The sequence below is a fragment of the Paenibacillus sp. FW101-FHT12H11 genome, from assembly GCF_058790355.1.
Genome location: NZ_JBYTCO010000010.1, coordinates 344,666 through 369,684, shown reverse-complemented (window position 1 = coordinate 369,684; position 25,019 = coordinate 344,666). Strand labels below are relative to the sequence as shown.

Annotated in this window: 26 protein-coding genes; 23 read left to right on the top strand and 3 right to left on the bottom strand. The window is 47.8% G+C overall.

Annotation, left to right across the window (positions count from 1 at the left end):
• Positions 1–315: 315 nt before the first annotated feature.
• A complete protein-coding gene (locus AC3WTJ_RS29855) occupies positions 316–930 on the bottom strand; it encodes a LysE/ArgO family amino acid transporter (protein ID WP_492524810.1) in 615 nt (204 codons plus the stop codon).
• A 129-nt stretch (positions 931–1,059) separates the two neighbouring features.
• Between AC3WTJ_RS29855 and AC3WTJ_RS29850 the strand changes: the two genes are divergently transcribed.
• The 8 genes from AC3WTJ_RS29850 to AC3WTJ_RS29815 all read left to right on the top strand — a co-directional run bounded on the left by AC3WTJ_RS29850 (position 1,060) and on the right by AC3WTJ_RS29815 (position 7,212).
• On the top strand, positions 1,060–2,520 hold the full coding sequence (locus AC3WTJ_RS29850) for an aminotransferase-like domain-containing protein (RefSeq protein WP_492524796.1): 1,461 nt from the start codon (positions 1,060–1,062) through the stop codon (positions 2,518–2,520).
• A gap of 7 nt (positions 2,521–2,527) precedes the next feature.
• On the top strand, positions 2,528–2,758 hold the full coding sequence (locus AC3WTJ_RS29845) for a DNA-directed RNA polymerase subunit alpha C-terminal domain-containing protein (protein ID WP_492524795.1): 231 nt from the start codon (positions 2,528–2,530) through the stop codon (positions 2,756–2,758).
• Positions 2,748–3,434 (top strand): ribose-5-phosphate isomerase RpiA, encoded by a 687-nt coding sequence (gene rpiA / locus AC3WTJ_RS29840; RefSeq protein ID WP_492524809.1) that lies wholly within the window; start codon positions 2,748–2,750, stop codon positions 3,432–3,434. The genes AC3WTJ_RS29845 and rpiA overlap by 11 nt, the downstream gene beginning before the upstream one ends.
• 26 nt (positions 3,435–3,460) lie before the next feature.
• Positions 3,461–4,186, top strand: a complete 726-nt coding sequence (locus AC3WTJ_RS29835; protein ID WP_492524794.1) for an SDR family NAD(P)-dependent oxidoreductase — start codon at positions 3,461–3,463, stop codon at positions 4,184–4,186.
• A gap of 20 nt (positions 4,187–4,206) precedes the next feature.
• On the top strand, positions 4,207–4,842 hold the full coding sequence (locus AC3WTJ_RS29830) for a ThuA domain-containing protein (RefSeq protein WP_492524793.1): 636 nt from the start codon (positions 4,207–4,209) through the stop codon (positions 4,840–4,842).
• A gap of 77 nt (positions 4,843–4,919) precedes the next feature.
• Positions 4,920–5,396 (top strand): DinB family protein, encoded by a 477-nt coding sequence (locus AC3WTJ_RS29825; RefSeq protein ID WP_492524792.1) that lies wholly within the window; start codon positions 4,920–4,922, stop codon positions 5,394–5,396.
• Between the two features lie 165 nt (positions 5,397–5,561).
• Positions 5,562–6,746 carry an MFS transporter gene (locus AC3WTJ_RS29820; RefSeq protein WP_492524791.1) on the top strand — a complete coding sequence of 395 codons (1,185 nt, stop codon included), beginning with the start codon at positions 5,562–5,564 and terminating at the stop codon, positions 6,744–6,746.
• A gap of 139 nt (positions 6,747–6,885) precedes the next feature.
• Positions 6,886–7,212: an L-rhamnose mutarotase gene (locus tag AC3WTJ_RS29815; protein WP_492524790.1), complete on the top strand. Its 327-nt coding sequence runs from the start codon at positions 6,886–6,888 to the stop codon at positions 7,210–7,212.
• Positions 7,213–7,323: 111 nt separating this feature from the next.
• Here AC3WTJ_RS29815 and AC3WTJ_RS29810 read toward each other — a convergent pair whose 3' ends face one another.
• Complete coding sequence (locus tag AC3WTJ_RS29810; protein ID WP_492524789.1) at positions 7,324–8,226, bottom strand: LysR family transcriptional regulator; 903 nt, start codon at positions 8,224–8,226, stop codon at positions 7,324–7,326.
• A 218-nt stretch (positions 8,227–8,444) separates the two neighbouring features.
• On the opposite strand from AC3WTJ_RS29810, the gene AC3WTJ_RS29805 reads away from it, so the two are divergent.
• The 11 genes from AC3WTJ_RS29805 (at position 8,445) to AC3WTJ_RS29755 (ending at position 21,627) form a co-directional block, all read left to right on the top strand.
• Positions 8,445–8,927, top strand: a complete 483-nt coding sequence (locus AC3WTJ_RS29805) for a DinB family protein (protein ID WP_492524788.1) — start codon at positions 8,445–8,447, stop codon at positions 8,925–8,927.
• Positions 8,928–9,115: 188 nt separating this feature from the next.
• Positions 9,116–11,155, top strand: a complete 2,040-nt coding sequence (locus AC3WTJ_RS29800) for a beta-galactosidase (RefSeq protein WP_492524808.1) — start codon at positions 9,116–9,118, stop codon at positions 11,153–11,155.
• 129 nt (positions 11,156–11,284) lie between these two features.
• Positions 11,285–13,054: a cache domain-containing sensor histidine kinase gene (locus AC3WTJ_RS29795; protein WP_492524787.1), complete on the top strand. Its 1,770-nt coding sequence runs from the start codon at positions 11,285–11,287 to the stop codon at positions 13,052–13,054.
• A 5-nt stretch (positions 13,055–13,059) separates the two neighbouring features.
• Positions 13,060–14,613 carry a response regulator gene (locus tag AC3WTJ_RS29790; RefSeq protein WP_492524786.1) on the top strand — a complete coding sequence of 518 codons (1,554 nt, stop codon included), beginning with the start codon at positions 13,060–13,062 and terminating at the stop codon, positions 14,611–14,613.
• A 111-nt stretch (positions 14,614–14,724) separates the two neighbouring features.
• Complete coding sequence (locus tag AC3WTJ_RS29785) at positions 14,725–16,044, top strand: ABC transporter substrate-binding protein (protein ID WP_492524785.1); 1,320 nt, start codon at positions 14,725–14,727, stop codon at positions 16,042–16,044.
• 100 nt (positions 16,045–16,144) lie between these two features.
• Positions 16,145–17,032, top strand: coding sequence for a carbohydrate ABC transporter permease (locus AC3WTJ_RS29780; protein WP_127449952.1), 888 nt, complete (start codon positions 16,145–16,147; stop codon positions 17,030–17,032).
• 12 nt (positions 17,033–17,044) lie between these two features.
• Positions 17,045–17,890: a carbohydrate ABC transporter permease gene (locus tag AC3WTJ_RS29775; RefSeq protein WP_492524784.1), complete on the top strand. Its 846-nt coding sequence runs from the start codon at positions 17,045–17,047 to the stop codon at positions 17,888–17,890.
• A gap of 53 nt (positions 17,891–17,943) precedes the next feature.
• Complete coding sequence (locus AC3WTJ_RS29770; protein ID WP_492524783.1) at positions 17,944–18,969, top strand: glycoside hydrolase family 88/105 protein; 1,026 nt, start codon at positions 17,944–17,946, stop codon at positions 18,967–18,969.
• Positions 18,970–18,972: 3 nt separating this feature from the next.
• Positions 18,973–20,088, top strand: a complete 1,116-nt coding sequence (locus AC3WTJ_RS29765; RefSeq protein ID WP_492524807.1) for a rhamnogalacturonan acetylesterase — start codon at positions 18,973–18,975, stop codon at positions 20,086–20,088.
• Between the two features lie 610 nt (positions 20,089–20,698).
• Entirely contained in the window at positions 20,699–21,460 is a 762-nt protein-coding gene (locus tag AC3WTJ_RS29760) for a C1 family peptidase (RefSeq protein WP_157321812.1), read from the top strand.
• Positions 21,461–21,486: 26 nt separating this feature from the next.
• Positions 21,487–21,627, top strand: coding sequence for an N-acetylmuramoyl-L-alanine amidase (locus AC3WTJ_RS29755; protein WP_127449942.1), 141 nt, complete (start codon positions 21,487–21,489; stop codon positions 21,625–21,627).
• 185 nt (positions 21,628–21,812) lie between these two features.
• Here the strand turns inward: AC3WTJ_RS29755 and AC3WTJ_RS29750 are convergent, their stop codons facing one another.
• Positions 21,813–22,019, bottom strand: coding sequence for a DUF1657 domain-containing protein (locus AC3WTJ_RS29750; protein WP_127449940.1), 207 nt, complete (start codon positions 22,017–22,019; stop codon positions 21,813–21,815).
• Between the two features lie 198 nt (positions 22,020–22,217).
• Between AC3WTJ_RS29750 and AC3WTJ_RS29745 the strand changes: the two genes are divergently transcribed.
• From AC3WTJ_RS29745 to spoVAE, 4 genes are read left to right on the top strand one after another with little or no spacing between them, the layout of a single operon-like run.
• The gene (locus tag AC3WTJ_RS29745) at positions 22,218–23,078 is read left to right on the top strand and encodes a DUF421 domain-containing protein (RefSeq protein WP_492524782.1); all 861 of its coding nucleotides are present in this window, start codon (positions 22,218–22,220) and stop codon (positions 23,076–23,078) included.
• An 18-nt stretch (positions 23,079–23,096) separates the two neighbouring features.
• Positions 23,097–23,570 (top strand): stage V sporulation protein AC, encoded by a 474-nt coding sequence (gene spoVAC / locus AC3WTJ_RS29740; RefSeq protein ID WP_157321810.1) that lies wholly within the window; start codon positions 23,097–23,099, stop codon positions 23,568–23,570.
• 4 nt (positions 23,571–23,574) lie between these two features.
• A complete protein-coding gene (spoVAD, locus tag AC3WTJ_RS29735; protein WP_492524781.1) occupies positions 23,575–24,594 on the top strand; it encodes a stage V sporulation protein AD in 1,020 nt (339 codons plus the stop codon).
• Entirely contained in the window at positions 24,591–24,941 is a 351-nt protein-coding gene (gene spoVAE / locus AC3WTJ_RS29730; RefSeq protein ID WP_127449933.1) for a stage V sporulation protein AE, read from the top strand. Before spoVAD ends, spoVAE begins: the two co-directional genes overlap by 4 nt.
• The last annotated feature ends 78 nt before the right edge of the window (positions 24,942–25,019 follow it).

Here is a 25,019-nt window from a genome sequence, read left to right as displayed (position 1 = left end):
TGCATTTTCTACAATAGGTGACTTTTTTTGTTTTGGCTAGATATTTCATGTTAGGTTTTATGCAAACGTAGTGGATATTTTCCAATGCGAGGACTGATTTCAGCGCTATTTGAGGTGAATTTCACAAGCTCGATTGGATTTCATCCAATCAACCGGCGCATTGTGTGCTGAAATTGCAGTGTTCGCTGGATTTCATCCAACGTACTGCTGCGCCAGCATGAGATCCCATCAGCATCCGGCTGCAAAAATGCTCACATATCAGCTGAGTCTTCCATCCACTCCCATTGAATCGGCTAGCATCTTTTGCTCCGCAGCTCACACGAACTGCAACCCCATATACACGGCCACGCCCCATATCATGCAAGCCGACACTTTATTTAATCTCGCAATAAAACGCCCGCTTGTATCGTGTTTACCAATGAGCCGCCCTGCAAAGGCTAATCCAAAAAACCACAGCCAAGACACGCACACGATGCTGATCATGAACACCCATTTTTCTCCGCCGGCATAGTTCAATGAATTGGTGCCAATAACGCCAATCGTATCTAAAATAGCGTGAGGATTCAGTAAAGAGACGGAAGCCGCGAACAGAATTTGTTTTTTCGGCTGGGTCACCTCGCTTTGCTGGGGAGAAGAAGAGCTGGTCGGCTTACTGCGCCAAAGCACCCAGCCCATGTAGAGCAGGAAGAAGCAGCCAATTCCATACAATGCCGCTTGCAGCCACGAAAAAGTTAGCACGATAAGGGAAACTCCGAATACCGCTGCGAGAATAAGGATGGTATCACAGAGGGAAGCTGTGAGAATAACGGGCAATGCCCCAAGGAAAGTGCGCTGGCTGGCGCCTTGATTAAACACAAAAACATTTTGCACCCCAACCGGTAAAATAAGTCCAAAGCCCAAAACAACCGCATGTAATATCGTTTGAAACAACATCATCACTCCTATCTAGCTGTCGAATTCTTACTTAGTATAGAGGGATTTTGATATTTGTCTCCGTCCAAATGGATGGCATCGACCCCAACCAAATGATATAGTGGAGCTGTAAGGAAGGAGGAAACGATGGATTGGCGACCTGATTTATCATCTGAAACTCCGTTATATCAACAGATTAAAGAGTTTATTATCCATAAAATATCGCTGGGTGAATGGGCGGTGGGGACCAAAATTCCATCGCAGCGGGCTTTGGCTGAGCATTTTGGCGTGAACCGCAGCACAGTGGTCACGGCGATCAGCGATTTGATTGCTGATGGGCTATTGGAGGGCAACACCAAAGGCGGAACAAGAGTAATTAATAACTCATGGAACCTGTTAACGGCTTCTCCTCCCCCAGACTGGAGCTCGTATGTACAAGCTGGAGCACACTATCCCAACCAGCCGACGATCCAGCACATCAATCGGGCGGAATTTCAAGAAGGTATTATTCGGCTTGGAACCGGGGAGCTTTCGCCGGATTTGCTGCCATCGGAGCGGATGAAGGAGATTTTCGCCGAAAGCTCGACGAATTCGTTCCTCTTAGGATATGAAGAGCCGAAGGGGAATCTTTATTTGCGCAAACAGTTGGCGGCTTATCTGCAAGGCATTGGCATCCATACTTCGCCATCGAACATCCTGATCGTCTCCGGGGCTCTTCAAGCTTTACAGCTCATTTCAATCGGGCTGCTGCCGCGAGGTTCTTCGATTCTTTTGGAAAAGCCGTCCTACTTGTATTCTGTCCATGTTTTTCAATCAAACCATATTAAGCTTGTAGGGTTACCCATGGATGAGGATGGCCTGCTTACGAACCAGATTGCGGGTCACAAAAAAGGATATAACGCTTCGCTGCTCTACACGATTCCTACTTTTCAAAATCCAACCGGCATTTTGATGCCCGAGGGAAGGCGCCAGATGCTAATGAGTGCTTGCGCGGACGAAGGTCTCCCGATTATTGAGGATGATGCGTATAGAGAGCTATGGTTTGATGAACCGCCTCCTTTACCTCTGAAAGCGAGGGACCCGCATGCACTGGTCCTATATCTGGGGACACTGTCCAAGACATTAAGTCCAGGGCTTCGCATTGGTTGGGTGGTTGCTCCGGAACCTGTTATCGAACGATTAGCGGATATTAAAATGCAGAATGACTACGGTTCGAGCTCTGTCTCACAGTGGGCTGCAGCGGAGTGGCTGGGAAGAGGGTTGTATCAGGAGCATCTTCTCACGATCAGGGTACAGCTAAAGTTGAGAAGGGATAGGACAGTGGAGCTGCTCCAAGTTTTTTTCACTGGGATCGCCACTTGGTCAGTTCCGAAGGGAGGCTTCTACATTTGGGTACAGCTTACAGTCGATGTTCCGATGCAAATTCTGTTCGAGCGAGCTTTCAAAGAGGGTGTTTTGTTAAACCCGGGTTCGATTTATAATCGACTTACAGGCAACTATTTGCGCATCTCGTACGCCTATGCCAAGCTGAATGAGCTGGAATGGGGACTTGAGCGAGTAGCGTTTTTAATTCGAGATTTGGTTGGGAAAAAAAGATTGGGAAGGTGAGCGAGGCATGTCAACGAATGACGCGCAGATGAATAAGGCAGACGAACAATCAGACTTGCCTAAGCTTTCTAATCCTGCCCTTCGTGCACTCGCAGGTGCTGGATATCACAGGCTTGAACAACTCAGCAAAACAACCGAGAAAGAGATTATGAAGCTGCATGGCATGGGACCCAAGTCGCTGGATCCTCTTCGCCGTGCACTTGCCGAGAAGGGACTGACATTTGCAGATGAATCTTGAGAGTAATAATCCCAAGCGAACTGCCGCTGAAAAAGCAGTGGAGTATATTCTGGATGGTATGACAGTAGGATTGGGCACCGGCTCCACAGCGTATTGGGCTATTCAACAAATTGGAAAGCGAGTTCTGAGCGGGCTGCAAATCAAGGCAGTAGCAACTTCCGTACAATCCGAGAATTTGGCTAAAGAGCTTGGAATTCCCTTGATTCCTTTTAGTGAAGTAGAGGAAATAGATGTAACGATTGATGGCGCTGACGAAGTGGACGGTGCGTGGAATCTGGTCAAAGGCGGCGGCGGTGCGCTGCTCCGTGAGAAAATCATCGCTTCATCCAGCAAACAGCTTATTATCGTTGTTGACGAAAGCAAGGTTGTCGACCAGTTGGGGAAATTCCATTTGCCAGTTGAGGTAGTGAAGTTTGCTTATGAGCTTACACGTAACAAGCTTAGCGCGCTTGGATGCGAACCAAAGATGAGAATGATCGATCAGCAGCCTTTTACGACGGATAATGGCAATTACATTCTGGATTGTGATTTTAAGCAGATTAAAAGTCCAAGTGAATGCCATGATGCCATCAATCATATTCCGGGTGTCGTCGATAATGGGTTATTTATTAAGATGGCTGCGAGAGTCATCGTTGGTTATCAAGACGGATCTGTGGAAGAGCTGAAGCTTGTCTAATAACTAGGAATGGTGGGAGCTGGGAGATGTTGTTGAACAAAGCAGTTTGTGTAACCGGAACGGACAGAGGGATTGGACTTGCAATTACGGAAGCTTTATTGCATCAAGGATACACCGTTTATGCTGGCGGCATTTTGGGCAATAACGAGGAGCTGACCAAGCTCGGAACTCAATTTCCAGATCAACTGCACGTTTTCAAATTGGATGTTGGATCTGACGAAAGTGTCAAGGAAGCAGCTCGTTATATCAAAAGCAGGTCCAATCAATTGGAGGTTTTGATCAACAATGCCGCCATTCTCGGCGATACGGTGAAAACGATCGAAGATGACCTTGATTTCGAAGAGATTCAGCGAGTGTATAATGTGTCAGCGCTTGGCGCTATTCGCATGGCCAATAGCTTACTGGAGCCGATCATGAATGGCGGCAAGCTGATTGTTAACATATCCTCCGAAGCGGGCAGCATAGCGAACAGCCATCGGGATGCATGGTTCGGGTATTGTATGGCCAAGTCAGCTCTGAACATGGGGTCCACGGTCATTCATAACAAAATTCGCAAAGAAGGCGGGCGCGTCCTGCTAATCCACCCCGGTTGGGTCAAATCATATATGAGCGGCGAATGGAATCCGGCTGGCACCTATACATCGGAAGAAGCCGCCGCGAATATTTTGAATCGGATTGAAGAGAACAAGGACAAGCTTGCGGCACTTCCGCTTTATATCGAAGCCGACAGCGGCAAAGAGCTGCCCTGGTAAAGGGAGGAGGAGAAGGACATATGAGCGAGATAAAAGTCATGCTGATCGGCGATAACACGGATGCTCCTTGGCATCCACTGGAGCCTGCCAGACAGCAGCTTGCGGCCATTCTCGGCGAAGAGTTTGCGCTAACCGCTACGGAAAACTATCAAGTCTTGTCGGAGTTGGATTACAACCAGTTTCCTCTGTGCATTTCCTATACGGACTGTTGGAAACGAGACCTGACGCCGCAGCAAACCGCAGGACTGCTGCGATACGTTGCAGGAGGAGGCAGCCTGCTAGTTATTCATAATGGTATTTCTCTTCAGCGGAGCTATGAGCTGCTGCAGATGATCGGCGCCAAGTTTACGGGGCACCCTCCTTACCAGCCTTTAGCTTATTATGGATCGGCAGCCGAGCACCCTTTACTGGAAGGTGTCGAGAACTTCAATTTGGATGAAGAGCCTTACTTGTTCGAATTTGATCCTTTTACGAAAAAAACGGTTTTTATGGAGTTTGAATTTGAAGGGAAACGGTATCCCGCGGCATGGGAGCACGCTTATGGTTTAGGAAAGGTTGTGTATTTGCAGCCTGGACATCATGCTCCTTCTTTCCAACCTGAAGCCTACCGACGACTTGTGTTAAACAGCGCACGTTGGTTGAGCAGGCAGGCGTAGAATAAAGCTTTTTTTCCATATACTCCCTAATGGGGATGTGTGCTACAATAGGCCAAAAGAGTCGCAAAGGAGTGAGGATGTTGGAACATTTCTTGTTCAGGCAGTTGGCATTCGTTAGAAATCAAGTTCTTCAAGCGGTTGAAGGGATTTCGGAAGAAACGGCGGACCAGATTCCGAATGGATTCCGCAATTCAATTCGTTGGCAGTTGGGACACATTTATGTCGTCATGGAAAGGTACGCTTTTCAATACATGGAGCTCCCTGTTCAACTACCGCAGGGGTTCAAGGAGCAATTTGAATACAAGACCTCTCCTTTAACTACGCCGGCGGACATTGTCGTTCCTACTCTCTCAGAGTTGAAATTTCTGCTTAAAAATCAGATTGAGAGAATTCAGAGTGAACTGGGTGACCGACTGCAAGACAACGTTACGCCTTATACAACTTCGGCAGGGATGAGACTCGAATCCTTAGAGCAGTTCCTCAGCTTTAATTTATATCATGAAGGCATGCATTTTAGTGTCATTAAAATTTACAAGGTATTATTATCCCAATAAATCATTCAACGAAATGAGATTTTGACGAATGGAGGAGATCCTCAAGTGATGAGGTTCAACAAGTTCGCAAGGCCTCCCTGCTAAGACGTAACGTTTCGTTGTTCACGAGCGCCCCCGATCCGGTTGAGTTCATCTACCCAATCAGATTTCGGAGAGGAGCTCCATATGAACAACATAAGGAACATACGCTTGCTGTTTGCGCTTCGCTTTTTTTCCAGTCTCATCCCTGCTTATGTTATTGAGAGATTGTACTGGGAGGAGCGGGGCATGACCATTCAGATGGTCGTGTATACGGAAATTATTTTTGCACTGACCATCGTGCTGCTAGAAGTTCCAACAGGTGTTATAGCGGACAAATGGGGCAGGAAAAAAATGCTTGTTCTAAGCGCTCTGCTGGGCTGCTGCGAGTTTCTGATTCTGATCGTTGCGACAGAGTTCTGGCATTTTGCGCTCGTCGTCTTCTTGGGGGGCATCGCTCGTTCGGCAAGCAGCGGATCGGAGAACGCTTTGTTGTATGATACATTAATGCAGCAGGGGAAAGGATCCCATTTCGAAAAGCTGTTAGGACGATTGAACGCCTGTGATTTGCTCTCGGCTATTCTTGCGGCACTTTGCGGGAGCTTGCTCGCCGGTAAATTCGGTCTTGAGCTGAACTATTGGCTATCGCTTCTCAGTTCGGGTATTGCCCTAATGCTAGCGTTCCTGCTGGTCGAACCGCAGAAGTGTGCGGATGGCACGGATGCTGAGGAAGCTATTCCTTTTAAAACGTATGTCACGGCATCGCTTTGTTTTTTTAGAAAAAATCCCAATGTCTCGCAGGTTATACTTTCCGGTATGGTTACTGGGGCTTCATTGAGCTATGTGGGAGAATTTTGGCAGTTGTACGCGAGCCGTTTAGGGACGCCTGTCTACTTTTTCGGGGTGCTGTCTTCGGTTATCATGCTTTTGCAGCTGCCTGGCAATCTGATATCCTATGCGCTTTTGCGGCGATTCAACTACAAGAGGCTGATTGTCTGTATTACAGCGATGATCGCGGTCGGATTCCTCTGTGCTTCTATTTTCCATGATTCCATCGGGTTGGCAGCCATGTTCATCATCTGCCTGTTCTCTGGCGTCATGCAGCCGCTTGCCTCCGGCTATTTGCATCACCGCATAGAATCAAACATGAGGGCAACCATTGATTCCTTTCAGTCGTTGGGCGAGAATGTGTTGAGCACGTTCGCGGGTCTTGGTTTTGGCTATTTCGCAGCGCGCTATGATGTATTTGGCGGATATGGTTTTATTGCTCTGTTTTGTTTTGCTTCTTTTGTTTGGTTTGTATATGCATCTCGTAATATCAAACAAATGTAAAGACGAAAAAACGGAAGTCCTCGTGACTTCTTTTTTTTGTTTATTTTTATTTTGAGGGGGATGAGCATTGACGGGACAGACTTAGCGCGGTAAAGTAAAAGTAATCGGTTATCCAATAAATGGGGAGAGGGTGTAGCGCATGACCACTAGCGGGAAGTTCGCATGGACATGGACGATTCGGGAGGAAGATTTGGAGGAATACGTCCGAATGCATTTGGCGCCTTGGCCAGAAATTATGGTAGAACACAGCAAAGCAGGGATCAGGGATTACTCCATCTTCCAAAATGGCAATCAATTCTTTTATTGCTTTTTATGCGATGACTTGGAAGCCGCTTTTGCTTACTTGGCTGAGAGTGAAGCTTGCAATCGATGGAACGCGATTACGAGCAAAATGGTCGTAGGCTCCTTCGATTTCCGTGAAGCTGTACCGATTCAACCGATGCGCGAAGTTTTTTATTTGGCATAGTACATAAATTGCGAAAAGGCTATCCCGGAAGTCATGAAAATGGCGGAGGGATAGCCTTTTTTTAGCCGATAGCTGCTACTCGCAAGAGGAAAGCTGGCAGGCGCCTTCACCCTACGAAGTTTTTGCTTGTTGGATGACAGCTTCGACGTAGGCTCTGAGCGTTTTAATAAAAGTACGCATCGCATATCCGACATACCTGTCACTGCGGTAGATGAGACAAATGTCCTGGGAAGGTATTGGCTGGCGCAGGCTAACCGCTTTTATCTCTTTGTTTGGAAGGGTATCGAGCAGCAGGCGTGGCAGCACACAGGCGCCAACTCCGCTCTGCACCATTTGGAGGAGGGAGGATAATGTTGTAGTCACCATATGCGGCTGCAGAGTAAACCCTTTCTCCATGCAGAAGCGGTCAATCAGCTTACGGCATTGATGGTCTGGAGGAAACATGACCATTTTTAAGTCATTCAGCTTGCTCAGTGGGATGAAATTCTCATCAGCAAGGGGATCATTCCTACTTACAGCCAGTGAAAATTCTTCGTGAAATAGAGGGATGGCGGTGAGCCTCTCATCGCTGACAGGTCCGATCGTGACGCCAACATCGATGCTTCGGTCCAGCACTTGTTCCGTGACTCTCGTGGTTTCCATCAGTGAGAGCGTAATGGTGGGATAGGTCTGATGGAAACTCAGCAGCAAGGCGTTAAACAGGAGATCCGCATCACCAGGCAAAACACCGATGGATAACGATCCGCCTTGCATCTGCTTCAGATCGGCAATAGCATCGTTCGCTTGCTTCAGATGTCCAAACACAGCAGCGCCATGTTCTTGCAGAATGGCTCCTGCTTCTGTGAGGACGATTGTTTTGCCAACGCGATCGAAAAGGAGAACGCCTAATTCTTCCTCCAATCTTCTAATCTGTTGGCTGATGTTGGGAGCGCTCACTCCCATTTTATCGGCGGCTCTCGTGAAATGAAGTTCTTCACAAATCGCCATAAAGTATTGCAGCTGCTTTAACTCCATAGCTCACACTCGCTTTCAACAAGATCGCTGAAGATGGAAGGCTTTTTCAATCTAAGACATTTCTACTCCTTATTGTTGCTTCCTCATGTTTCTCTGTCAATGCATGATCATTAACTTATACTTAACGTTTCGATAATTTGCACGGCATTGATGGTACCTCCCATGAAATCTATACTAAAAGCATACCAAATGCTTCTCACCCAAAAGGAGGAATTCAAATGTCAGAAACCATTATCAGCACGGCAAAAACAGTACGCCAAGTGGTACTTCACAAGGTACAGGGCATCCCGGAGGAACTATTTGATATTCAAGCAGATTCCTACAATAACACGATTCGCTGGAATGTTGGACACATGATTTATTGGATGGACGCTTATATGAAGATCGGGTTTGCGAAGGATTCGATGATTCCCGAAAGCTATGCCTCATTCTTCAATTCCGGGACATCGCCAGCAAGTTGGACCCACCTTCCACCATCAAAAGAAGAACTCATCGTACAGTTATCCGCTCAGCTAAACCAAATAAGCGAGTTATCCCCAGAGAGTCTCGAGGCTACATTCGAAAATCCATTGCCATTTGGACCGCTCACATTTTATAAAGTAGGAGAGTTGCTCAATTTCGGAGTCGTTCACGAAGGGATGCATCTTGCAACCTGCGATTGTTTACTCAAGGTGATTCAAAGTAAAAGCATGCAAGCATAAACAACATAAGCCGGGGCATGGCTCAACCATGCTTCGGTTTTTTTAATGAAAAATGAGGTTGCACTAGTAAGCGATGTCATGGATACTTATGGTATGAAATTGACAATTCGATTAACGCCAAAAATATCCAAGAGGTGAACAGCTTGCCATACAAATTTCCGCCTGTTAGTCCTAAGCTTCCTGTTTTCATGCATGGCGCCGATTATAATCCCGATCAATGGCAGCATGATCCGCAGGTGCTTGAAGAAGATATTCGTTTAATGAAGCTTGCCAAATGCAATGTCATGGCTGTCGGCATTTTTGGTTGGACCGCTCTTGAACCGGAAGAAGGGGTGTTTACCTTCGAATGGTTGGACCGCGTGCTGAATACGTTTGCCGAGAATGGCATCTACGCCTGGTTGGCTACCCCAAGCGGGGCAAGACCGGCATGGATGGCGGAGCAATATCCGGAAGTGCTGCGTGTTGGCGCTAATCGTGTGCGCAATCTTTTTGGTGCACGCCATAACCATTGCTACACCTCCCCTGTTTATCGTGAGAAAGTAACGGAGATGAATCGAAGATTGGCTGAACGCTATTCTCAGCATCCAGCCGTTGTAGGTTGGCATATCTCCAATGAATATAGCGATGATTGTCATTGTGATTATTGCCAAGAGGCATTCCGCGGATGGCTGCAAAGCAAATACGGAACACTTGACGCGTTGAACCAGGCATGGTGGACAAGCTTCTGGAGCCACACGTATACAAGCTGGTCGCAAATTGAATCCCCGGCACCACACGGCGAGAAACTTGTGCATGCCATGAATCTCGATTGGAAACGCTTCGTGACAGACCAGACGGTAGACTTCTGCCGACACGAGATCGCTCCACTGAAAGCCATCAACGCAGAACTTCCTGTGACAGCTAATCTCATGGACGCTTACGAAGGGCTGAACTACTGGAAGTTCACGGATGTGCTGGACGTAATCTCTTGGGATGCGTATCCAACTTGGCATCATGCCAAGGATCAAAGCAGCTTGGCCGCATGGTTCTCGCTCAATCATGACATGTTCCGCTCCCTGCGTGGTGGACAACCGTTTCTGCTGATGGAGAGCACGCCGAGCACAACGAATTGGCAGCCCGTTTCCAAGCTGAAGCGGCCCGGTATGCACCTGCTATCCTCTTTGCAGGCTGTCGCTCACGGCTCGGATTCTGTGCAATATTTTCAGTGGCGCAAAAGCCGTGGATCCAGCGAGAAGCTTCATGGCGCAGTAGTCGATCATGCCGGTCATGAACACACGCGCGTATTCCGTGATGTTGCAGAGCTAGGCGGTCATCTTGAGCAGCTGACGGAAATTTTGGGTACGACCGTGCCGGCGGAAACAGCCGTCATTTTCGACTGGGAGAACCGTTGGGCTGTGAAAGATTCGCAAGGTCCGCGCAATATGGGAATCAACTATGAGCAGACGGTTCTAAGCCATTATCAAGCTTTCTGGGATCAGGGCGTCCCGGTTGACGTCATTGATATGACTGGGGATTTTAGCAAATACAAGCTCGTTGTCGCTCCAATGCTTTATATGGTGCGTCCCGGGGTCGGAGAGCGGATTGAACAATTCGTTGCTGGCGGAGGCACTTTCGTAGCTACCTACTGGTCGGGCGTTGTCGATGAGAACGATTTGTGCTTCCTTGGCGGATTCCCAGGGCCGCTTCGTCAAACGCTTGGTATTTGGTCGGAAGAAATCGACGGGCTTTACGATCAGGATGAAAATCAAATCATCTGCAACGAGGGGAACCCGCTTGAACTAACAGGTGCTTTTAAGGTTCGTGAGCTGTGCGAACTGATCCACTTGGAAGGGGCTCAGGCCCTTGCTGTCTATGGCGAAGATTTCTATGCGGGCATGCCTGCCCTGACCGTTAATCGTTTTGGACAAGGAAAAGCTTATTACATGGCAGCTCGTGCGGAGCAATCGTTCCAGAACAGCTTCTATAAGCAGATTATAAAAGAGGCCGAAATCAAGCCGGCATTACAAACGGAATTGCCTCATCAGGTTACAGCGCAAATCCGCACGGACGGAGTGCATGATTTCATTTTCCTGATGAATTTCAGCGACCAAGATCAGACCGTTTTGCTCGATGAACAATCCTATTCCGACATGCTTATTTCGGATGGAACAGCGGAGTCAGGTACCGTCAATTCAAGCATAGTACTTCTACCTTACGGGGTGCGAGTTCTGAAGCGAAGCAGGTCTTAGTCCGTTCAATGGGGTGTTGGGAGTTATTCCCAACACCCTTTTTTTATGCAGTTAGAGGGAATGGCGCCCTCCACCGCGAAGAATCAGTGCTACAAGACCTTACACAGAAAGAAAAGTGGTGAATGTTACATGAAAACGGGCTTCCGCCTCTGGTTCGATGAAATTCGTAATATGCGGATTAAAGCGAAGCTGTTTCTGCTTATTACCATAACAATGGCTGTCAGCTCCAGCATTTCACTGGTAGGCTTACAGATCGCCTTTTCGATGTATGATCAGCAGATTTACGAGAAATCGTCGCAAGTTCTGAATCTTTCCTCCACGTTAATTGAGAATGAGTTGAACAAAGTGGAGCGGCTGACATTCAGCATCATGTCGGATGAGCAAATTCAGCAGCATTTGATTGTGATGAATTCGAATGAATCGGATTATATCCGCATCCAATCCCGCGCCAAGCTCGTAGACCGGCTGGTTCAGTATATCAACTCGGAGACGTATATTTCAGCCGCGGATATTACCGACGTGATGGGAAACAGCTACTCCAGCGGAAATTTGACAACGCTTTCTCCCGAGCGGAAAGCTCTGATCCAAGAAACTTCGGATCGCGGAGCGGGCAGCTTGGGTTGGGTAAATCCGGATGAGCAGGATTACAGCCTTATTGCAACGAGGCAAATCCGTTCCTCCGACAATTTGGAGTTGAAGAAGCTTGGCAGCCTGGTGCTGCATGTCAATTTGGACAAGATGGTAAATCAATATGCGAGGGAAGCTGTAACCCGTGACGGCGAGCTCATTATTGTCTCGAAGGGGACTCTAGTATATCCGAGGTCTGTGAGCATGAAGTCATTGATTAGTGAAAACAGTCCAGTCGGAGCTTCCGTGAGGGGATTTCGCATTATTGAACAGGATGGCGAGAAATATTTCGTGTCGCACATTCATTCCGATTATTTGGGCTGGACCTATTACAACACGCTGCCGTTCCAAACGATTTTTTATAATCTGACATTGATGAAAAATTGGATGATCGCGGCATTCCTTATTTCTTTTTTTCTGCTCGTTGGTTTCGGGATGGCGGTTGCGCGAAGTGTTACTCGTCCCATTGAAGGCTTAATAAGCAATATGCGGGGGCTGCAAATCGGCGATCTGGAAAATTCGGAGCTTCCGCCAATTGCACCGATTTCGCAGCAGATGGATGAAGTTGGACTGCTTCAGCGGACGTACCGCATGATGATTGCGCGCATACAGGAATTGATCAAAGAGAACTACACGAAACAGCTCATTATCAAAGAGACGGAGTTTCGCTCCTTACAAGCGCAGATCAACCCGCATTTTCTGTATAACACGTTGGAGTCGATCAACTGGATTTCCAAGATGAATGGACAGCAGCAAGTTTCGCAAATGGTGGAATCGCTGGGCTATCTGCTCCGTTCGTCGATTAGTTTAAAGCAGGATATGATCCCCATTGAAGACGAGCTGAAGCTTGTGCAGCATTATATTACGATTCAAAAGGTGCGTTTCGAGGAGCGGCTGGATTTCCGGCTCGACGTTCCGGAAGCTTTGCGAGGTCATTGCATCCCGAAGCTGACGCTGCAGCCTTTGCTTGAAAATGCGATTAAGTATGCGGTCGAGGTCATGCTGGAACCTTGTATCATCCACATTTGGGGGCGGGAGGAAGGCGATGCTGTCTTTCTAATCGTAGAAGATAATGGTCCAGGGATTGATGAGGCTTATTTGGAAAAAATCCTGACAGGGGAGCGCCAATCCAAAGGCACAGGCATCGGCCTGAAAAATATTGACGAACGGATTAAGCTGACGTTTGGCGAAGAGTTCGGTATACAAGTAGAGAATCGTACGGATGGCGGCGCACGTATTACCATTCGAATTCCGATGACGAAAAGAGGGTAACGACGATGTATAAAGTGTTATTGGTTGATGATGAACGAATGATTCTGGAAGGGATTTCATCCATTGTGGATTGGCAATCGGTCGATACCGAGCTAATAGGGACCGCCCGTAACGGGCTCGAAGCTTACGCCTTCGTCAGTGAACACGAGCCGGATATTGTGATCAGTGATATTCGGATGCCTGGCATGGACGGCTTGCAGTTAGTTGCTAAAGTCAAGGAAACTCATCCCCATACGCGCTTCATCATGCTTTCGGGTTTTGATGAATTCGAATATGCACAAATTGCGATGCAGCATGGCGTTAAACACTACTTGTTGAAGCCGTGCAACGAGAACAGCATTTTGAAAGCGCTTAGTGAAATTGCTGCCGAGTACAAGCAGGAGGAGAGCAAAGAAGGTTTCATTCAGTCGATGAAAGCCAATTTGCAGAAAGTGCTTCCGCATGTCAAAGAGCAATTCTTGAAGGAATTCGTGACGAATAAATCGTATGGCAGCCGCGACTGGGAATATTATCAAGATTTATTCGGTCTGCATGTCAGCGGCAGGAAAGTTCGATTGTTGTTATTCCGGCTGGAAGACAAGTTCGAATATGAGCATTTATTTGCTGTGAAAAATATTGCCGAAGATATTCTCGATGAACCGCTCCTGAGCTCTACCATCGCGGAGCAAATTTTGGTCATGATCGAGGATCAGGATGATATGGCACGGTTGCAGGAGCAAATTGAAGAAATCCGGCGTATTTTCATGCTGTATTACAAAATCGATACCACCGCTGCTCTAAGCGAGTCCGGGGAAATCGGGGAAGCCAGAAAACTGTATCTGCAAGCGATAGATTGCTTGAGCCACCGTTTTTATCTGGGTGAAGGCGGCCTTATCACGATGCGCGACATCTTGGGTTCTGCGCAGCCAAGTCAAGCCCAGTTCGTTTTCGATGAAGATCGCATTCTATTTCCGATCCGCGCAGGAAACTGGGAAGAAGCCGAAGCTAGTATTGAAGCGTTTCAAGACCTTCTTGTGAACTCCCGATTGGACATTCAGACGACAAAATCGTATGTCATTCAAAGCTTTATTTCCATGACAAGGTTATGTGCAGAACCGCAAATGCACCAGTATATGGGGCTTATTGGCCATATTTCACAGATGGAAACACTGCAGGCGAGTATCCAGCTGCTGAAGCAAACCGCTTCTGAAATTACTCATGCCATTTTTGAACAGAACAGAAATAAGCATTCCCAGGTCATTCAGAAGGTGATCGATATTGTGAACGCGGAGCTCTCGAATGCCGAGCTGTCACTCAACTGGGTAGCGCACAAAATGCTGTATATGAACCCGGATTATTTGGGCAAATTGTTCAAAAAAGAGACGGGCGAGCGTTTCTCTAACTACGTTGTCACGGTAAGAATTCGAAAAGCTATGGAGATGATCAAATCGAATGATGATGTCAAAATGTTCGAGTTAGCCGAACAATTGGGCTTCGGCGATAACCCGCAGTATTTTTCACAGGTGTTCAAAAAGATTGCCGGCTGCGCGCCTTCCGAGTATAAGAAGCTGACGATGTAGGCCCGTATTCACTGTTTTTTGAACATTTAACGCGGTAAATTAGATTCAATTTTTGCTCCTGCGAGCCCATAATAAGAGATGTGGCGCAGGGTACACAGGAGGACGCTAACAATGAAACGCAGACGTTTACCGGCCATGCTTCTCATTCCATTGATGTTCGCCATCATCGGATGCAGCGCGAAACAGCCATCTGCGGATGGAAACCCGAGGAATATGGAGTCTGATAGAAGCAGTTCCAAACAAGAAGTTAAGCTGCGAATTGCCTGGTGGGGCGGTCAATCCAGACACGACTACACGTTGAAGCTGATTGCCATGTACCAGGAGCTGAATCCTAACGTGAAAATTGATACGGAATATGCCGGCTTTGATGACTTCTGGAAAAAGCTGGCACCGCAAGCTGCGGCCAATCAATTGCCCGATATTATCCAGATGGATATCTCGTATCTAACCCAATATGCAACAAAGGATCAATTAGAAGATTTGTCTGAGCTGACGAATAACGGAACGATCGATGTGCGATCAGCATCGCCCGAGACGATCGATTCCGGGCGAGTGGACGGGAAGCTGTACGGCATCCCGTTAGGTGTTAATGCGATGGGCACCACCTATGATGCCGCCATGCTGAAGGAGGCGGGGATCCCTGCCATCCCGAAGAGCTGGACATGGTCCGATTTGGAGCAAATCGCCAAGCGGATGAAGGCAAAAGGGAAAGTGCTCGACCATATGCGCTTTGATCAGTTTTTCCCTTACTATCTGCGTACGCAAGATCAGCACTATTTTAGCCCGGATGGTACGAGTCTTGGATTTAGCGATCCCCGCTATTTTATAGATTACTTCACCATGTACCTAGAGTGGTATGAAGCGGGCTATATGCGCGACTGGGACAAAGAGTCATTGTCCAAACTGACGCCTGAGGAGAATCCGATTGCGCTCGGGGATGGCTTCATGACGATGGCCTGGTCGAATCAATTCACATCGCTGCAGGAAGCTGCCAAGAAACCCCTCAGCTTAACCGGACTGCCGGGACCGAACGGGAACCAAGGGCTATACTTAAAGCCGACGATGCTGTTCTCAATCGCCAAAAGCTCCAAACATAAAACGGAAGCGGCTAAATTCATCTCATGGTTTTTAAATGATTTGGAGGCTAATAAATTGATCAAGGGCGATCGGGGGATTCCCATTTCCTCGAAGGTCAAAGAAGGCTTAAAGCCAACGCTCTCTGAAGAAGAATTGAAAGTGTACGATTATGTGACTTGGGTGGAGAAGAACAGCAGTCCCATGGATCCTCCAGATCCTATTGGGTCTGCAGAAGTAAGCAAGCTGCTCCGCGACATGCAAGAGCAAATCTTGTTTCGCAAGCTGACGGTGGAAGAGGCAGCTGCCAAATTCATGAGTGAAGCTAATGCCATTTTAGCAAAAAATAAGAAGTAAGCATGGATAGTAGGATACAAGTTACAGGTATAAAAGGGCGGCTCTAATCCGGCTGCCCTTCCAAATACACAGAAAATGATAAGCATAAAGGAGTGGAATTATGAAACTACGTGAAAATGATCACATAGTCGGCTATGTGTTTGTCTCACCTTTCATTCTTGGTTTTTTGATCTTCACGCTGTTTCCCATGTTTTCTTCGCTCTATTTCTCATTCACGGAGTATGATTTATTGTCTCCGCCGCGATGGGTAGGATTTGCGAATTACGAGAAGATGTTTACTAGTGATGATAAAATCATAGATTCAATTCGCGTGACGCTAATCTACGTGCTTACATCCGTTCCTATGCGTTTGATCATTGCCTTATTGGTAGCCATGCTGCTCAATCGCGCTGCAAGAGGAATTGGCTTATACCGAGCTACCTACTACTTGCCTTCGTTGATTGGCGGAAGCGTTGCAGTATCTATCATGTGGCGTCAAATTTTCGGTGACAAAGGGTTAATTAATGCGTTTCTCGGCAGCATTGGTATTCACACCACCACTTCTTGGATTGGCTTGCCGGCTACGGCGCTTGGCACGTTGGTGCTCTTATCGGTCTGGCAGTTCGGTTCATCCATGCTTATCTTTCTAGCTGGACTCAAAAACATCCCGGGCACTTACTACGAGGCAGCGAGCGTGGACGGAGCAGGACCTGTTCGCAAATTTTTTCACATCACACTGCCTTTGTTAAGTCCAATTATCTTGTTTAATCTCATTTTGCAAACGATTTCGGGCTTCTTAACCTTCACGCCGGCCTATATTATTTCGAACGGTGAAGGCGGTCCGCTTAACAATACGCTGTTATATTCGCTGTATTTATTCCATCGCGCATTTGTTTTCTTTGAAATGGGTTATGCGTCAGCAATGGCTTGGTTCATGCTCATCTTAATCGGGCTCATTACCTTGGTTATTTTCAAAACATCAAAATATTGGGTTCATTACGAGAGCTAGGAGGGATCTGACATGGTTTTTCGAGCAAAAAATTTGAAAACAGTGCTGTATCATCTGTTCGTCTGCCTCATCGCGCTTACTGCGATTTATCCGATTCTCTGGCTGGTCGCCAGTTCCTTTAAGCCAAATGATGAGATTTATACAACGGCAACCTCACTGATTCCCAGCCGGCTGGAGTGGAGCAACTATGTATCCGGTTGGAAGGGATTTGCAGGCATCACGTTTGCGACCTTCATGAAAAACAGCTTCATTATCGTGATTCTTTCAACGATTGGCGCTGTGGCTTCCTCCGCTCTTGTCGGATATGGCTTCGCTCGCATCAAGTTTGCAGGAAGCAAGTTCTGGTTCGCCATGGTGATGTTGACGCTGCTGCTGCCTCAAGATGTAACGATTATCTCGCAGTATATTTTGTTCGCCAAAATTGGCTGGTTATCGAGCTTTAAACCGATTATTGTGCCGCAGTTTTTCGGAATTCCGTTCTTTATCTTTCTGATTATGCAGTTTATCCGCACGATTCCGCCTGAGCTTGATGAAGCCGCGAAAATGGACGGCTGCAGCAAATACAGCATTTTCTACAAAATTATTATCCCGCTTATCGTCCCGGCTCTCGTGACATCGGCAATCTTCTCCTTTTACTGGAGATGGGACGATTTCTACACGCCGTTGCTCTACTTAAATAATGCCGAGCTGTATCCAGTATCCCTAGCGCTTAAACTATTCTTGGACAGCGAGTCCTTAAATAACTGGGGCGGTATGTTCGCTATGTCGACGTTATCGCTAGTTCCGATTTTCGTTGTGTTTATGATTTTCCAAAAATATATTGTTGACGGAATATCGACGAGCGGTTTGAAAGGATAATGAGAATGAATGCTCATTTGATCAATAACCAGCTACAGGGAGGAAATGAAGAGATGCCAGCTTTACAATTTGATCCGGATGAAATTCGCGAAGTCATTGACCGCGTCGTGCATAGAACGTTCCGCATGGACTTTAATTGGGATTGGCCGGGCGGCGTAGCTTTTTATGGGGTGACTGAAGCCTATGAAGCAACGGGAAATAAAGAGTATCTTCAACTGTTAAAAGAATGGGTCGATGAGAAGCTGGAAGACGGGCTGCCCAAGCTGTCCGTCAACGGCATCTCGATCGGTCACTCGCTGTTAACCTTGTACAAGGAAACAGGGGAAGAGCGGTATATGGAAATCGCTACGCAAATGTCGGACTTCCTGAAGCATGAGGCGGAGCGTTTTGGAGAGGGCATCTTCCAGCATACTGTGAACTCGGAAACGTACAATTTCCCAGAGCAGGCATGGGTGGACACGATGTTCATGGCGGGGTATTTCCTGGTGCGGATCGGTTCGATGCTGAATCGTGAGGATTATTTCGAGGACGGCTTGAAGCAGTACCATGGCCATGAAAATGTGCTGCAAGACGCTGCGACGAACTTGTATTACCATGGCTGGGACAATTTGGCGCAAAATCACATGTCAGGCATTTATTGGGCACGCGGCAACTCGTGGGCTGCCATTACGATGGCACGCGCATTGAGGCTCGTGCATGTGACGCATCCTTCTTTTATGATTATCGAAGGTTCACTGCGTGATCAATTGAGCGCACTCGTGCGGTTACAGGATGAAAGCGGATTATGGCATACCGTTCTGACGGATAAGGATGCGTATTTGGAAACATCCGGTTCCGCAGGTATCGCGGCAGCGCTCATCGGTGCAGGGCCGTTATACAATAAATATACAAATAAGTCGATCAAGGGTATTCTTTCACGTATAACAGATGACGGTACGATCACAGGCGTGTCTGCCGGCACAGCGGTGATGCGGGATGTTGACGGCTACAAAGGAGTCCCCTACAAACGGATTCAAGGCTGGGGGCAAGGATTGGGACTGATTTTCTTATCCTCGTTACTTAACCGCAGGGACTGGTAAATGATGAACATACATTTGAAATTCGACTTTGGTCCTGAACAGAGTGGTGCGAAAGAGGGTTTCACGAAAGTTAGCCATGATTCTTTTTATCATGAGAGTAACGGCGGCTATGGGTTTAGGGTTGGCTCAGAGGTATATGAAAGGGATCGCGGGAGACCGGAAGCGCTCCGCCAAGACTTTTGCATTCCCGTGGGCGCTGTGTTTCTTGTCGATTTGCCGAATGGCAATTACACGATTCACACATTGATGGGGGATCTGATTACCGCAACGGTTACGGGCTTGAAGGTAGGACAGGGAAGGCTGCTTCTATCGGAATGCCGCACGGCGGCGGGGGAATTCGTGTCCAGCAGCTTTAGCGTCCATGTAGCAGATGGGCAATTGAGGCTTGCCTTCTCAGGTGCTGCACCGCGCATTAATGCACTCGAGATCGTTTCGGCGCCTCAAGCGGCTACCTTATATTTGGTTGGCGACTCCACGGTAACCGATCAGCCCGAGGATGGATATCCATACACAGGCTGGGGGCAAATGTTGCCTCTGTTCATCAAAGCGGATGCCGCTGTATCGAATCATGCGATGTCCGGCCGCAGCTCCAAGAGCTTCCTGAACGAAGGACGGTTTACGCCGATTCTTGATAGGATGAATGCGAATGATTATTTATTCATTCAATTTGGGCATAACGATCAAAAGTTGGATGAGGAGCGGGCGACCTCCCCTTTTACCACGTATAAAGAGCATCTCATGCTTTATATTCAGGAGGCTCGGACGCGGGGAGCTGTTCCCATTCTGGTGACGCCAGTGCAGCGGAGATTTTTTGATGAAGCTGGCAAAATCGTCGACACCCACGGCGAGTATATCACGGCTATGAAGCAGCTGGCCGAAGAGGCGGATGTTCTGCTCATTGATCTGGCGGAAGCCAGCAAGCAATTGTTCGAAACGCTCGGTCCTGAGGAAACCAAATCCTTGTTCATGTGGGCCTGGCCCGGGGAGTTTCCTAACTTCCCAAAAGGAGCAGAGGATAATACGCATTTTCAAGAAAAAGGCGGTATCGCTATCGCCGAGCTAGTCGTTGCGTGTATTCGAAAACAACAGATACAGCCGCTTTCGCGCTACCTGCGGTAAGCGTTGAGGGATATTCTAATAGAACCAGGTGGATCCGTCTGAAACAGACGTGGTTTGCCTGGTTTTTCCGTTTGGGCGGGACAGGTTATTTTCTGGGAAATAACGCTTTGTTGTACGTGCTAACTTATGCAGAGGCTCTTGCATAATAAACAAATGAGCAAATCAAGCTACTTTACCTACCTTCCACGATCCAACTGTTCTACTCAACATACTGCAACCTTCCACCTCACCAGACAAGGACTAGCGGAGTATTCCGCTAGGGTAGATCATAGGGGAACTGGAGTCCTCTATTTCGAGGATATCGAGCAATCTCCACGATGAGCGAACTACAGGGTCTTATCTGACCCCTGTGACAGGCATTTCAGTCGAAATTCGTGGAATAGAGGCCCACAGTTCCCTTTACACTCAGAAACATGCGTTTACTGAGAAATAGCGCCCTGTAGTTCCCGAATGTCAAATCCGCAGGTCCAGTAGAAGTCAAATGATTGGACGGTTTACCATGAAAAAGCCGCGCGCATGCCTGAGGGGCATGCGCTTTTCTGCACGCTCCTGCCTATGGGTGAATACACTGGAGTACAATTCCACAAACGGGCAATGGGGAGGAAAACAGATGAGAAGAAAGTTAACGGTAAAGAGGGACCAACGTGACTTTCGCGACTATTTTTACCGAAGTGTCAATTATGTCCGTGAATCTCAGCTGCCCGGCAAAGTCGACCTGCGGAGCAAGCTTTCTCCAATTGTCAATCAAGGGAATTTAGGATCTTGCACGTCGAATGCCATTGTAAGCGGATTACGTGAATATTGGCTGCGTCAAGAAAGCGATTCAGCGCTTCGATTATCCCGGCTTTTTCATTACTGGCATGAGAGGCAATTAGAAGGTACGGTAAGTAGAGACTCTGGTGCAACGGTCCGCGACGGGATGAAAGTGCTTCAGAAAATCGGCGTTTGCCCGGAAAGCGAATGGCCGTATCAAATTGCCAAATATAAAGAAAAGCCGGATAGAGAGGCTGAACAAACGGCTGGAAATTATCGCATCGGCAGTTATCATCGCATTCACGATCTGGCAGGAATCAAAGCGGCTTTGGCAGACGGTCAGCCTGTTGTCTTCGGCATATGGCTGTATAGCTCTTTTGAAAGCCTGCCGGTTATCCGAACAGGACGTGTCCCTTATCCAGATCGAAAAAAAGAAATGCTGCTAGGCGGGCACGCTATGCTGGCTGTTGGGTACAGAGACGGCAAGAAGAAGGGCCAAGGCGTAATGATCGTCCGCAACTCTTGGGGAAAAAGTTGGGGAGATCAAGGCTACTGTTATTTGCCTTATTCCTTTTTCAAAAACAATGTGCTGACCTTCGATTATTGGACCGGTAAATAGAGTGTGCTTCTAGGAGGGAATAAGTTGTGATAAGTGTTGAAGACGCTAATAAAATCATTGCCTTTTTATCTGCGGCATATATGGCAACAGAGGACCCGCAGGCAAGAGATGAATTTCACCGACTAGCGAATGAATTGAGAAAAGCTTCCGGCCAACCGACACAATAGCAAGATTTAATAGGAACGATCTGAAACAAGGGGCGGCTCACATGCCAAAAGAAGATCATCTCAAATTGCTTATTTTAGTGCTTTTTGTATTACTTACGCTCATTCTACTCATGATGTATTAAAAAGCAAAAACAGCCGGTACACGAGAGCGTTTCTCGTAAGTATCGGCTGTTTTTGTGGTGAGACTAGAACCCTTTGTATTGCGGCTCTTCGTTTTCCAATTGCTGCACCCTGGAGGAAACTTGATTCACAATGTCTTGGGCAGCCATCGCGGCAGTTTCATACAGTTGTTTAGCTTCCTGATTCTGCGTTGACAACGCAAAGGTCTCTAGGCTGGCTTGCGCGCTTTTGAGGGAGGCTAGTGTTGTTTTTACTTGAGCAGCTACAGTCATGGTAGACACCTCTTCATTTGAATTTGGATTGCAACCAAAGAGAGCATAACGATTTCACTTGTTTGCGCTCATTAATATACCCTTTCTCTTCGTTCTCATAATTGACAATTAAATACAAATCAATTCAATGATAGCACTCGCTTATTTTGCACATAATGACTTTGTTTGGAGCACTAAGAAAGAGAGGGGAACGGGCCCGTGGCAGATTGGCTACATATCGTTATTAGAGCATTTAGCGCGCTAGTTATTCTGTTTGTACTGACACGAATCCTTGGTAAGAAACAAATATCTCAGTTAACGTTCTTCGAATATGTGATAGGTATCACGCTAGGTGACTTGGCCGGTGTCATTTCAACGGATGTTGAAAGCAACTTTATGCATGGGGTTATTGCCATATTGGTCTGGTGTCTTGTGCCTTTTATCTTGGAGCTGCTGACACTCAAGAGCAAGACGCTGCGCACGTGGTTTGAAGGGAAAGGCACAGTGCTCATCAAAGATGGGAAGGTGCTTGAGGATAATTTGAAAAAGGAACGGTACACAGGGGACGAGCTTCTTGAACAGCTGCGTACGAAAAGTGTTTTCCGAGTGGCGGATGTGGAGTTTGCGATGCTCGAATCCAGCGGTGATCTGAGTGTTTTGCTCAAAAGCGAGTCGCAGCCTCTGACGCCCAAACATTTGGGGATGAAGCCGGGAACGGAGAAGCCGACCCAGACGGTCATTATGGATGGTGTGATCCAAAAGGAGCCGCTGGCTGCAGCCGGGAAAGGAATGGGATGGCTGCAAACGGAACTGGATAAGCTAGGAGTAACGAAAGAAAATGTGTTTCTTGGCCATGTAGACACCAACGGCGAATTAACCGTTGATCTCTATGATGACAAGCTGCAAGTGCCTCAGCCGAGCGAAAGACCTGCGCTTCTTGCAACTCTGAAGAAATGCGAAGCGGATCTTGAGCTATATTCCTTAACAACGAAGCATCCTGATGCGAAAAAAATGTATCAAGACAGCTCCGTGGTGATGACGAAGGTCATTCAGGATCTTCATACCCTGTTAAGATCCTAATCAAGCAGGAGGGAAAGTATGGCCAACAATAAGAAGAAAAATCTAACAATGACCCAACAGGAGTATCAGGAATTAGCAAAACGGATTGAACCCAAGAGACCTGTTTTGAAAAATTGCCTTAGAGCTTTTTTAGTTGGCGGCACGATTTGCTTAATTGGTGAGTGCTTTATGCAAATGTTTATCAATTGGTTCGGGTTTACTGAGAAAACAGCCGGCAACCCGACCGTGGCTGTTATGATTATCATTTCGGTCATTTTAACAAGCTTTGGCATCTACGATAAAATTGCTCAGTGGGCTGGGGCCGGCAGCGCAGTTCCTGTTACAGGATTCGCGAACTCCCTTTGCTCTGCTGCGATTGAGCACCGGGCTGAGGGATTAGTCCTTGGTGTAGGCGGGAATATGTTCAAATTAGCGGGCTCAGTTATCGTTTTTGGCACCGTGGCTGCTTTTATTGTGGGACTCTTGCATCTAATCATAATGGGTGGGGGTTGATGCTATGCTGAAAGGGCATCAAAGCTGGGTTTTCGAGAATCGTCCGGTCATTCTGTCGACAGGGACCGTTGTTGGACCTGATGAAGGCGAGGGTCCACTAGCGGAAGACTTCGACATCGTGCATGGCGATCTGACGGTCGGCCAGAAGACGTGGGAGAAAGCGGAGAAAGCGCTGCTTGAGGAAGCCGCGCAGCATGCCCTTGATAATGCCGGGCTCACGGGCGGCCAAATTCAGTTCTATATTGGAGGCGATCTGATGAATCAGATCATCTCCAATACATTCGCGGCACGCACGCTGGGCATGCCGTATCTTGGCATCTTCGGCGCTTGCTCGACCTCGATGGAAGGGCTGGCGCTTGCCGCGCAGTTAATGGATTCAGGGGCCGCCAATTATATAATGGCAGGCACCTGCAGCCACAACTGCACGGTGGAGAAGCAGTTCCGTTATCCGACGGAATACGGATCGCAGAAGCCGCCGACCGCGCAATACACCGTGACCGGCGCTGGAGTGGCCGTGCTCGGGAAGACGGGGGATGGCCCCGTCATCACCTCGGCAACGATCGGCAGGGTTGTGGATATGGGGATCACAGACCCTTTCAATATGGGCGCCGCGATGGCTCCGGCTGCGGTGGATACGATCCAGGCTCACTTCCGCGATTTGGGCCGCGAGCCGGGTTACTATGATCTCATTGTAACTGGAGATCTAGCTGCGGTCGGCTCCGAGATTGCACGTGAACTGTTCGAAAAGCACAAGGTTCCGATTGAACAAACGACGTATGATGACTGCGGCTTAATGATCTATCAGCGGGACACGCAAAATGTGCAAGCCGGAGGCAGCGGCTGCGGCTGCTCCGCAACCGTCACCTATGGGCATCTCCTCAAACGCATGAAGAAAGGAGAGCTGAAGCGCATCCTTGTTGTTGCTACAGGCGCTTTGTTGTCGCCGCTCTCCTTCCAGCAAGGGGAAAGCATCCCGTGTATCGCGCATGCAGTTTCTATAGAGTCTGGAGGGTTGTACACATGAACTTTTTTTGGGCTTTTGTCATTGGCGGTGCTATCTGTGTCTTCGGGCAACTTCTAATGGATGTTGGGAAGCTGACGCCGGCGCATACCATGAGTACGCTTGTCGTCCTTGGAGCTATTGCGGATGGTTGCAATTTATATGACCCATTTATTGAATTTGCGGGTGCGGGAGCAACCGTCCCGATTACCAGCTTTGGTAATGCCCTCGTGCATGGGGCGCTGGAAGAGCTGCACAAGGACGGTTATATCGGGATCATAACCGGGATTTTCAAAGTGACCAGCGCGGGTATCTCGGCCGCGATTATTTTCTCGTTTATCGCCGCCGTATTTGTTAAGCCAAAGGGATAGAAACGATCTGCCGCAAGTGCAGCAAATTGATTGGTGTAATCGCCTTACACCTTCAAATTGCTGCACTTTTTTCTTTTG

Coding starts and splice junctions, on each gene's coding strand:
- AC3WTJ_RS29850 (WP_492524796.1), top strand. CDS start 1,060: ATGGATTGGCGACCTGATTTATCATCTGAAACTCCGTTATATCAACAG.
- AC3WTJ_RS29845 (WP_492524795.1), top strand. CDS start 2,528: ATGTCAACGAATGACGCGCAGATGAATAAGGCAGACGAACAATCAGAC.
- rpiA (WP_492524809.1), top strand. CDS start 2,748: ATGAATCTTGAGAGTAATAATCCCAAGCGAACTGCCGCTGAAAAAGCA.
- AC3WTJ_RS29835 (WP_492524794.1), top strand. CDS start 3,461: ATGTTGTTGAACAAAGCAGTTTGTGTAACCGGAACGGACAGAGGGATT.
- AC3WTJ_RS29830 (WP_492524793.1), top strand. CDS start 4,207: ATGAGCGAGATAAAAGTCATGCTGATCGGCGATAACACGGATGCTCCT.
- AC3WTJ_RS29825 (WP_492524792.1), top strand. CDS start 4,920: ATGTTGGAACATTTCTTGTTCAGGCAGTTGGCATTCGTTAGAAATCAA.
- AC3WTJ_RS29820 (WP_492524791.1), top strand. CDS start 5,562: ATGAACAACATAAGGAACATACGCTTGCTGTTTGCGCTTCGCTTTTTT.
- AC3WTJ_RS29815 (WP_492524790.1), top strand. CDS start 6,886: ATGACCACTAGCGGGAAGTTCGCATGGACATGGACGATTCGGGAGGAA.
- AC3WTJ_RS29810 (WP_492524789.1), bottom strand. CDS start 8,226: ATGGAGTTAAAGCAGCTGCAATACTTTATGGCGATTTGTGAAGAACTT.
- AC3WTJ_RS29805 (WP_492524788.1), top strand. CDS start 8,445: ATGTCAGAAACCATTATCAGCACGGCAAAAACAGTACGCCAAGTGGTA.
- AC3WTJ_RS29800 (WP_492524808.1), top strand. CDS start 9,116: ATGCATGGCGCCGATTATAATCCCGATCAATGGCAGCATGATCCGCAG.
- AC3WTJ_RS29795 (WP_492524787.1), top strand. CDS start 11,285: ATGAAAACGGGCTTCCGCCTCTGGTTCGATGAAATTCGTAATATGCGG.
- AC3WTJ_RS29790 (WP_492524786.1), top strand. CDS start 13,060: ATGTATAAAGTGTTATTGGTTGATGATGAACGAATGATTCTGGAAGGG.
- AC3WTJ_RS29785 (WP_492524785.1), top strand. CDS start 14,725: ATGAAACGCAGACGTTTACCGGCCATGCTTCTCATTCCATTGATGTTC.
- AC3WTJ_RS29780 (WP_127449952.1), top strand. CDS start 16,145: ATGAAACTACGTGAAAATGATCACATAGTCGGCTATGTGTTTGTCTCA.
- AC3WTJ_RS29775 (WP_492524784.1), top strand. CDS start 17,045: ATGGTTTTTCGAGCAAAAAATTTGAAAACAGTGCTGTATCATCTGTTC.
- AC3WTJ_RS29770 (WP_492524783.1), top strand. CDS start 17,944: ATGCCAGCTTTACAATTTGATCCGGATGAAATTCGCGAAGTCATTGAC.
- AC3WTJ_RS29765 (WP_492524807.1), top strand. CDS start 18,973: ATGAACATACATTTGAAATTCGACTTTGGTCCTGAACAGAGTGGTGCG.
- AC3WTJ_RS29760 (WP_157321812.1), top strand. CDS start 20,699: ATGAGAAGAAAGTTAACGGTAAAGAGGGACCAACGTGACTTTCGCGAC.
- AC3WTJ_RS29750 (WP_127449940.1), bottom strand. CDS start 22,019: ATGACTGTAGCTGCTCAAGTAAAAACAACACTAGCCTCCCTCAAAAGC.
- spoVAC (WP_157321810.1), top strand. CDS start 23,097: ATGGCCAACAATAAGAAGAAAAATCTAACAATGACCCAACAGGAGTAT.
- spoVAD (WP_492524781.1), top strand. CDS start 23,575: ATGCTGAAAGGGCATCAAAGCTGGGTTTTCGAGAATCGTCCGGTCATT.
- spoVAE (WP_127449933.1), top strand. CDS start 24,591: ATGAACTTTTTTTGGGCTTTTGTCATTGGCGGTGCTATCTGTGTCTTC.